The sequence below is a fragment of the Frankia sp. AiPa1 genome (assembly GCF_023243075.1).
GTDB lineage: Bacteria > Actinomycetota > Actinomycetes > Frankiales > Frankiaceae > Frankia.
The window spans coordinates 132106-140466 of the sequence record NZ_JALKFZ020000127.1 but is presented as its reverse complement, the minus strand read 5'-3'; the positions used below and the strand labels follow the sequence as shown (position 1 = coordinate 140466).

Sequence of the window (8361 nt, the reverse complement as noted above, 5' to 3'; positions counted from 1 at the left end):
CCCCCCCCCCCCCCCCCCCCCCGGGGGGCCGGCGCCGGCGCCCCCCGCGCGCGCCCCCCGCGCGGGGGCGGCGGCCGCGGCAGCGGGGTAGCAGCGCCCGGGGGCGGCGGGCGCGGCCCGCGGGCGCCCGCGGCGGCGGCCGCGCTGCCGCCGAACCGTTCCACGAACACCTGACCGGGACCGGGCAGGGCGGACTCGACCAGGGTCATGAACGCGTCCGGCCCGCAGACGTAGCTGTCGGCGCCGGTGTCGTCGCCGACGAACGCCCGGATCGCCGCCGCGTCCAGGTATCCGCGCTCGTCGTCGAGATGCCGGATCACGCGCAGCCGGCCGGGGTGACGCTCGGCCAGCTCCGTGAGCTGGTCGTAGAAGATGGCGGTCTTGCGGTCCCGGTCCGCGCACAGCAGCCGGACCTGGCGGGAGGTGGACGCCAGCGCGCTCTTGGCCAGCGACAGGACCGGGGTGATCCCGCTGCCGCCGCAGAACCCCAGCAACGGCGCCTCGGTGGGGCGCAGGCAGAAGGTGCCGTGCGGTTCGGTCACCTCAATCTCGTCCCCCTCGGCCAGATGATCGATGAGCCAGCCGGAGACCCGCCCGCCGGGGACCCGCTTGACGGTGGTCATCAGCTCGCCGTCGGTCTCCGGGGCACTGGACATCGAGTAGGACCGCAGCAGCTCCTCGCCGCCCACGGTGACCCGGAACGTGACGAACTGCCCGGCCCGGTAGCGAAACGGCCCGGAGTGTGGCGCGAGCACGAACGTGCGGGCGTCCGGGGTCTCCGACACGACCCGGGTGACGGTCGCGCGCTGGAACAGGGGCGGCCTGGGCATCGGCGGACATCCTTTGATATTGAGGTTCTAATTCTGCGAGAATACAGTTCCCGACCTGTGGTCGGGACCCTCTCCTCTGCCTGCGCGGGCAGCGCACAAGGAAGCGGACGGCGATGCTACGCACGGTCTACGGTCCTGAGCACGAGGCGTTCCGGGCCACCATCCGGACCTTCCTGCAACGGGAGGTCGGTGATCACTACGAGGAGTGGGAGGAGGCCGGTCGGCCACCGCGCTCGTTCTACAACCGGGCCGGCGAGGTCGGCATCATGGGCCTGGCCATCCCCGAGCAGTACGGCGGCGGTGGCGCCGAGTTCCTGTTCAACGCGGTCGTCACCGAGGAGGGCGCCCGCGCCGGCTACGCGCTCGGCCCACTGCGCATCCACGCCGACATCAGCGTGCCCTACGTCGTCCACCACGCGGACGACGAGCAGAAGGCCCGCTGGCTGCCGGGGATGGCCAGCGGCGATCTCGTCCTGGCCCTGGCGCTGACCGAACCGGGCGCGGGTTCCGACCTCGCCGGGATCTCGACGTCCGCCCGCCGCAAGGGCGACGACTACGTGGTCAACGGCGCGAAGACGTTCATCACCGGTGGCCTGAACGCCGACCTGTACGTCACCGCCGTGAAGACGGACACGAGCCAGCGCCACGCCGGCGTCTCGCTGCTGATGATCCCCGCGGACGCGCCGGGCCTGAGCCGTGGCACGCCGATGCGCAAGCTCGGGCTGCACATCCAGGAGGCCGTCGAGCTGTTCTTCGACGATGTGGTGGTGCCCGCGGCGAACCTGCTCGGCGAGGAGGGGAAGGGGTTCAGCTACCTGACGTCCAACCTGCCCCAGGAGCGGCTGTCAATCGCGATCAACGCCCAGGCCGCGGCGGCGTCGGTGGTGGAGCAGACGGTCACCTACGTCACCGGCCGCAGCGCCTTCGGCAAGCAGCTGAGCTCCTTCCAGAACACGAAGTTCGTGCTCGCCGGCGCCGCCACCGAGGTGGAGGCCGGTCAGGCGCTGCTCGACCGAGCGCTGCTCGCCCACGACGCGGGCACGCTGACCCCGGCCGACGCGGCGAAGGTGAAGCTGTTCTGCACCGAGATGCAGGGGCGGGTGATCGACGCCTGCCAGCAGCTGTTCGGTGGCTATGGCTACATGACCGAATACCCGGTCGCGCGGGCCTGGGCCGACGCGCGGGTCGGCCGGATCTACGGCGGCTCCAGCGAGATCATGAAAACGATCATCGCGAAGTCGCTCGGCCTGTGACTCCCGCCTGGCGGGACGGACGGTGCGTCGTGCCGGGCGGCCGGTGACGCGCGTCTCCATGGGCGAGCGGCAGAACTCGGATGAAGGGCGGTGGCAGTGGACAAGGCGGTAGCGACCGCGGCACAGGCGGTCGCCGACATTCCCGACGGGGCGTCGCTGGCGGTCGGCGGCTTCGGCCTGTGCGGGATCCCGTCGATCCTGATCGAGGCGCTGCTGGCCCAGGGCACGACGGACCTCTCGACGGTGTCGAACAACTGCGGAATCGCCGGACGCGGGCTCGGCCTGCTGCTCGACCAGCGCCGCATCCGGCGCACGACCGGCTCGTACGTGGGGGAGAACAAGGAGTTCGAGCGCCAGTTCCTCGGCGGTGAGCTGGAGGTGGAGCTCATCGCGCAGGGCACGCTCGCCGAGCGGCTGCGCGCCGGCGGCGCCGGGATCCCCGCGTTCTACACCCCGGCCGGAGTGGGCACCGGCATCGCCGAGGGCGGCATCCCGGTGCGCTACGACGGCGCGGGGGGTGTCGCGATCGCCTCCGAGCCGAAGGAGGTCCGGGAGTTCGACGGGCGCGAGTACGTCCTCGAACGCGCCATCGTCTGCGATTTCGCCCTGGTGCACGCGGTCCGCGGCGACCGGCACGGCAACCTGGTGTACGAGAAATCCGCCGCGAACTTCAACCCGCTGTGCGCGGCGGCCGGACGGATCACCATCGCGCAGGTCGAGGAGCTCGTGGAGCCGGGGGACCTGGACCCGGCGACGGTGCACACCCCGGGGATCTTCGTCCAGCGGGTGGTGCACGTCGGCGCGGTCGACAAACCCATCGAGAAGCGGACGGTGCGCTGATGGCCCTCACCCGTGACGAGCTCGCCGCCCGGGTGGCCCGCGAGCTGTCCGACGGCCAGTACGTCAACCTGGGAATCGGGATGCCCACCCTGGTACCGGGCCACGTGCCGGACGGCGTCCAGGTGGTCCTGCACTCCGAGAACGGAGTGCTGGGGGTGGGCCCCTACCCGGCGCCGGACGTGGTCGACCCGGATCTGATCAACGCCGGCAAGGAGACCGTCACCGTCGTGGCGGGCGCCGCGTACTTCGACTCCGCGACCTCGTTCGGGATGATCCGCGGCGGCCACGTTGACGTCGCCGTGCTCGGAGCGATGCAGGTCTCCGCCGCCGGTGACCTCGCGAACTGGATGATCCCCGGCCGGATGGTCAAGGGAATGGGCGGCGCGATGGATCTCGTGCACGGCGCCCGGCGCGTCATCGTCATGATGGAGCACGTCGCCCGGGACGGGGAACACAAGATCGTCGAAAGCTGCACGCTGCCGCTGACCGGCCTTGCCTGTGTGGACCGCATCATCACGGATCTCGCCGTCCTGGATGTGCGTCCCGGGGGCGGTCTGACGCTGCGCGAGACCGCCCCCGGGGTATCCGTCGACGAGGTGCGTGCCGCCACCGGCCCCGAGCTCACCGTCGTGCTGGACTGAGCCGGGCCACCGCCAGACAGATCATCGGGTGGGCAAGCCCGGCCGGCCGAGGTCCGGTGGGGGCCGGGCCGTCGGCCGAGCGGCCCCGGCTCAAGGCAACTGTCGGCTCAAGGCGGCTCTCGGCTCAGGCGGCAGCGGCTCAGGCGGCTTCGAACAGTGCAGCGAGGCCCTGGCCGCCGCCGACGCACATGGTCTCCAGCGCGTACCGGCCCGAGCGCCGGCGCAGCTCGTGCAGCATGGTGGTGAGGATCCGCACCCCGGTGGCGGCGATCGGATGGCCGAGCGAGATCCCGGAGCCGTTCACGTTGAGCCGGTCGGCGACCTCGTCGTCCTTCACCGACCAGCCGCGCAGCACCGCGAGCACCTGCACCGCGAACGCCTCGTTCAGCTCGATGAGGTCCAGGTCGTCGAAGGACAGGCCGGTGCGGTCGAACAGCTTGCGTACCGCGGGGACCGGGCCGATGCCCATCGTGGCCGGCTCGCAGCCCGCCGCCGCCCAGCCGACCAGGAAACCGGCCGGCTCCAGGCCGAGCTCGGCGAGCCGGTCCTCGGCCACCACCAGGCAGGCCGCCGCCGCGTCGTTCTGCTGGCTGGAGTTGCCCGCGGTGACAGTGCCGCCGGCACTGATCGGGCGCAGCCCGCCAAGCACCTCGACCGTGGAGTCCGGCCGCAGGCCCTCGTCCCGGGTGACGTGCAGCGGCTCGGCGCGGCGCCGCGGGACGTCGACCGGCACGACCTCGGCGTCGAAGCGGCCGGCGTCCCAGGCCTGCGACGCCCGGCGGTGGCTGCGGGCGGCGTACGCGTCGGACTCCTCGCGGCTGATCCCATAGCGGGTGGCGAGGTTCTCCGCGGTCTCGATCATTCCGCTGATCGGGCCGAATCGCCACTGCGGCTGCGAGCGCTCCCGGCCGCGGTCCATCCGGTCGTAGAGGGCGACGGTGCCGGACCGGCTGCCCCAGCGCATGTCGGTGGTGTAGTGCTCGATGTTGCTCATGCTCTCCACCCCGGCGGCGACGACGACGTCGGCCGCGCCGGTCTGCACCATCATCGCGGCCGACAGCACCGCCTGCAGGCCGCCGCCACACCGGCGATCGAGCTGGTAGCCGGGGACGTCGATGGGCAGATCCGCATGCAGGGCGGCCCAGCGCCCGATGCACGGAGCCTCCGAGTTCGCGTAGGACTGGGCGCAGACGACGTCCTCGATCCGGGCGGGGTCGATGTCGCTGCGAGCGACCAGCTCCCGCAGGACGGCGGCGGCGAGCTCCTCGGCGGGCAGCGGCCGGAACACCCCGCCGAACCTGCCGACCGGTGTCCGGACCGGGCTCACGATGGCGGCGCGTCTCATGCGAACTCCTCTGGGTAGGCCGTCCGTCCAGGAACCCGCCGGTTCGGCAAACAGGCCGATAGAAAGTACATCGATAGCAAGTACATCGATAGCAAGTAGGCCGATAGCAGGATAAGAGAATATCATTCTCTGGAGGGGGAAACTCTGGTCTCTGATGTGATGGATCCGACGATCAAAGCGGGAGTGGGCTTGTCGGAGCGGTGCAGTAGGTTGGGTCGGTGGCACGGGAATCGGAGCTGCTTGTGGTGAGCGCGACTGGTGGTGAGCCGGCGTGGAAGCAGCGTGCCGTCGAGCGCTCGACCCGGGCCGCCAAGCTGCGGGCCGAGCGCAAGGTGGAGCAGTTCCTCGACGCGGCCCAGGCGATCATCGTGGCGAAGGGCACCACTGACTTCACCGTGCAGGAGGTCGTCGACCGGTCGGGCCAGTCGCTGCGCAGCTTCTACCAGCACTTCGGTGGCAAGCACGAGCTGCTGCTCGCGCTGTTCGAGGACGCCCTGCGTCGATCCGCCGAGCAGATCCGTGCGGTCGCTGGCGACGAGGTCGACCCGGTCGTCGCGTTGCGGACGGCCGTCCGGCTGCTGTTCGAGAGCTCAGTACCGGATCCGTCCGCCCGCCATCCGCTGTTCACCGAGTTCGCTCCCCAGCTGCTGGTCTCCTACCCGGCGGAGGTACGCGCCGCGCACGCGCCGCTGCTGGAAGTGCTCGCCGAGATGACAGTGCGGGCCGAGGCTGTCGGCCAACTCCGGCCGTCCCTACGCCCCCGGCGCGCCGCCGCGATGGTCATGGAGACCGTGATGTTCCTTGCCCAGTCCACCGCGATCGCGGACGACGAGGGCTCGCACCCGATCACGGCCGACGAGGTCTGGGATTTCTGCGCCTCGGGGTTCGTCGCCGGCTAACGGTCGTCGACGAAGGTCCGCCGGTGCTCGGCTATCCATAGCCTCCGGTCACCAGCCCGCCGCCAACACGCGAACCGGCCACCGCGCGCATCCCGGCCCCTGTTGCTACCTACCGGGCGGCCACGCCGGCAGCAGGCGCCGAAATCCGGCATAGAGCATGCGATGGCACCTGAGGTGCACGGGTGTTGACGGGGCGTAACGAAGATGCGCCACCGATCAGGCGGACGCGGTGCGGCCTGCTGTCGGTGTCCGGGCCGGGAGGGGTGGGTGGGGCCGCAGGCGGCGGTCGGGCTCGGGTGGCCCGGCCCGGACGCGGCGGCCTGGCCGAACGCCGTGGTGCGCGCCTCGTAAAGCCCGCGTCCGACCTCAAGGCTGATATATTAGATGAGCACGGTAGACGGAGAGTGTCGCGGCGGCCGGAGGTCGGGCCAGTGAGGCGTTGGCCCGCCCCGTGAAGGTCCGGGCCGGGCCCGCACTGGTGGTCCGCGGCGACGAGGACGGAGGGCGTGCGGGTCCATGACCACACCAGGGTTTGCGCCGATGCGGGACGAGTCCCGTCTGTTCCGCGACGCCATGGCGTCGTTTCCGAGTGGCGTGACGATCGTGACCACGACCGACGAGTCCGGTCGCTGGTGGGGGTTCACCGCCAGCTCGTTCTGCTCCGTGTCGATGGAGCCGCCACTGGTGCTGGTCTGCCTCGCGACTTCGGCGCAGTGCCATCCGGCCTTCGAGCGGGCCGAGCGTTACATCGTGCATGTGGTGCACCGGGAGCATGTGGATCTGGCGGTTCGTTTCGCGACGCGGGGGGCGGACAAGTTCGCCGACGCCGGGTTCCGCTCCGACGAGCGGGGCCTGCCCGTTCTCGACCAGGCCAGCGTGACTCTGGAGTGCGCCGCGCACGCGGTTCACTCGGCTGGTGACCATTCGATTCTGCTCGGCCGGGTCGAGCGGACGCTGATCGGGGAGGAGCGGCCGGCGGTCTACTTCCGGCGCCGATTCCACCACATCGGCGATGCCGCCTAGCTGGGGTTTCTCCCGCGGATCATGATGGTCCATCACAGCAGGCCGGCCGGTTCCCGCTCGATCCCCGGCCGGGCTCGGACCACCTCCGACGTCCTCGGCGCCACGCGCACCGTCCGACGCACCGCCGCGTGCCCGGTGCCCGAGGGGTGCACGATGCCCCGCCGTCACCGTCAGCTCCGGTCGTCACGACCAGCGAGCCATCTCCCCACCGCCGACTCGCTTCCGCTCCTCCTCGCCGCCGTGCGTGACGACGGATCGGCCCCGGAAAACCTCCGTGTCGCTTCTACAGGGTTACGAAGGTACAAATCGGACGGAAGGCCCGGTAGAGGCGACATCCCTGCGCATCTGCAGCTCCACCACCCCCGAAAGCCATCACGGACAGTGAGATTCACCGGGTGAACCTGGCCGCGGGCCGGAGATCCACGAGAAGCAACCTCGCCTGGCCTGCCGTGCCGGGGCTGCTCAGCCCTGCCCCGCGTCGGCCCTCCGGTGCGGTCGCCGCCGCGAGGGCCCGGCCGCGAGGGCCCGGCCGTAAGGGCCCCGCCGCGAGGGCCTGGCCACGAGGGCCTGGCCACGAGGGCCTGATTACGAGCGTTCGGGCAGTCGGCGCTGTCGTGTCGCGTGGCGGTTGTGGCCCTCTTCGGTGAACCATCCGTCCTGGGATTGGAGTATCTGATATACGCTGGCTTCGTGGCGCGGGGCCCGGCACCGGCTGGGCTGCCGGCTCGGAGGGCAGGAGGGCCGATGGCGACTCCAGGTTTCGCACTCGGTGGTCTGCGACGGCTCCGGTTGGGTGCCACCGCGCGGGACCGGGTGGCCGATGTGCTCCGCGATGAGATCATCGCCGGCCGGCTGCCCTCCGGTGCGCGGATCGACCTCGACGAGACCTCCGTCGAGCTGGGGACGAGCCGCACCCCGGTGCGGGAAGCCTGTCTGGCCCTGCAACACGAGGGGCTGGTCCGGGTTGCCCCGCGCAGTGGCGTCACGGTCATCGGCCTGACCCGACGCGACGTCGAGGACAACTTCGCTCTGATGGCGATGCTGTCCGGCACGGCGGCGGCGTGGGCGGCGCGGCGCATCGCGCCGGAGGGGATGGCCGAGGTACGGCGACTGGCCGGCGAGGTCCGTGTGGCGGCCGAGACCGGCGGGGATGTCGGGACACCCAACTTCCTGTTCCACCGGGCGATCAACCGCGCCAGCGACTCCCGGCGGCTGCTCGCGCTGCTCCGGCAGACCGGCCTGATCATCCCGTCGACGTTCTTCGATCTCGTGCCGGAGCAGATCGGGTGCGCCCTGCGGGAACACGACGACATCGTCGATGCCCTCGGCGCGCGCAACGCCGCCCGCGCCCGCCGGGTCGCCGAGGAGCATCTGATCGGCGCCGGCGACCTGCTGGTCGCCCGGATGTTCGGGGCCCATCCGCCCACCGAGGGCCACGCCACCGAGGGCCGGGGTGCCGACCGGCCCGATCTGGGCGGCTGAGCCTTGGCCGGCTGGGTTCCGGACGGGCGGGGTCCGGCCGACTGAGGT

Annotated in this window: 8 protein-coding genes; 6 read left to right on the top strand and 2 right to left on the bottom strand. The window is 71.5% G+C overall.

The window, feature by feature from the left end:
• Positions 1-830 (bottom strand): FAD-binding oxidoreductase (locus MXD95_RS12805; RefSeq protein WP_250640815.1); only part of this gene is annotated, 830 nt, incomplete at its 3' end.
• 113 nt (positions 831-943) lie between these two features.
• On the opposite strand from MXD95_RS12805, the gene MXD95_RS12800 reads away from it, so the two are divergent.
• The 3 genes from MXD95_RS12800 to MXD95_RS12790 all read left to right on the top strand — a co-directional run bounded on the left by MXD95_RS12800 (position 944) and on the right by MXD95_RS12790 (position 3564).
• Entirely contained in the window at positions 944-2083 is a 1140-nt protein-coding gene (locus MXD95_RS12800; RefSeq protein ID WP_250640814.1) for an acyl-CoA dehydrogenase family protein, read from the top strand.
• A 96-nt stretch (positions 2084-2179) separates the two neighbouring features.
• A complete protein-coding gene (locus MXD95_RS12795) occupies positions 2180-2923 on the top strand; it encodes a CoA transferase subunit A (protein WP_250640822.1) in 744 nt (247 codons plus the stop codon).
• The gene (locus MXD95_RS12790) at positions 2923-3564 is read left to right on the top strand and encodes a CoA transferase subunit B (RefSeq protein WP_250640813.1); all 642 of its coding nucleotides are present in this window, start codon (positions 2923-2925) and stop codon (positions 3562-3564) included. Before MXD95_RS12795 ends, MXD95_RS12790 begins: the two co-directional genes overlap by 1 nt.
• Before the next feature lie 139 nt (positions 3565-3703).
• On the opposite strand, the gene MXD95_RS12785 is transcribed toward MXD95_RS12790, so the two are convergent.
• Complete coding sequence (locus MXD95_RS12785; RefSeq protein ID WP_250640812.1) at positions 3704-4909, bottom strand: acetyl-CoA C-acetyltransferase; 1206 nt, start codon at positions 4907-4909, stop codon at positions 3704-3706.
• A gap of 218 nt (positions 4910-5127) precedes the next feature.
• On the opposite strand from MXD95_RS12785, the gene MXD95_RS12780 reads away from it, so the two are divergent.
• The 3 genes from MXD95_RS12780 (at position 5128) to MXD95_RS12770 (ending at position 8313) form a co-directional block, all read left to right on the top strand.
• Positions 5128-5808: a TetR/AcrR family transcriptional regulator gene (locus MXD95_RS12780; protein WP_250640811.1), complete on the top strand. Its 681-nt coding sequence runs from the start codon at positions 5128-5130 to the stop codon at positions 5806-5808.
• A gap of 540 nt (positions 5809-6348) precedes the next feature.
• Entirely contained in the window at positions 6349-6831 is a 483-nt protein-coding gene (locus tag MXD95_RS12775) for a flavin reductase family protein (protein WP_250640810.1), read from the top strand.
• A gap of 744 nt (positions 6832-7575) precedes the next feature.
• Complete coding sequence (locus MXD95_RS12770; RefSeq protein WP_250640809.1) at positions 7576-8313, top strand: GntR family transcriptional regulator; 738 nt, start codon at positions 7576-7578, stop codon at positions 8311-8313.
• Positions 8314-8361 lie beyond the last annotated feature (48 nt).

Excerpts from the sequence above, each read along its gene's own strand:
- MXD95_RS12800 (WP_250640814.1), top strand. The coding sequence starts at position 944 with ATGCTACGCACGGTCTACGGTCCTGAGCACGAGGCGTTCCGGGCCACC.
- MXD95_RS12790 (WP_250640813.1), top strand. The coding sequence starts at position 2,923 with ATGGCCCTCACCCGTGACGAGCTCGCCGCCCGGGTGGCCCGCGAGCTG.
- MXD95_RS12785 (WP_250640812.1), bottom strand. The coding sequence starts at position 4,909 with ATGAGACGCGCCGCCATCGTGAGCCCGGTCCGGACACCGGTCGGCAGG.
- MXD95_RS12775 (WP_250640810.1), top strand. The coding sequence starts at position 6,349 with ATGCGGGACGAGTCCCGTCTGTTCCGCGACGCCATGGCGTCGTTTCCG.
- MXD95_RS12770 (WP_250640809.1), top strand. The coding sequence starts at position 7,576 with ATGGCGACTCCAGGTTTCGCACTCGGTGGTCTGCGACGGCTCCGGTTG.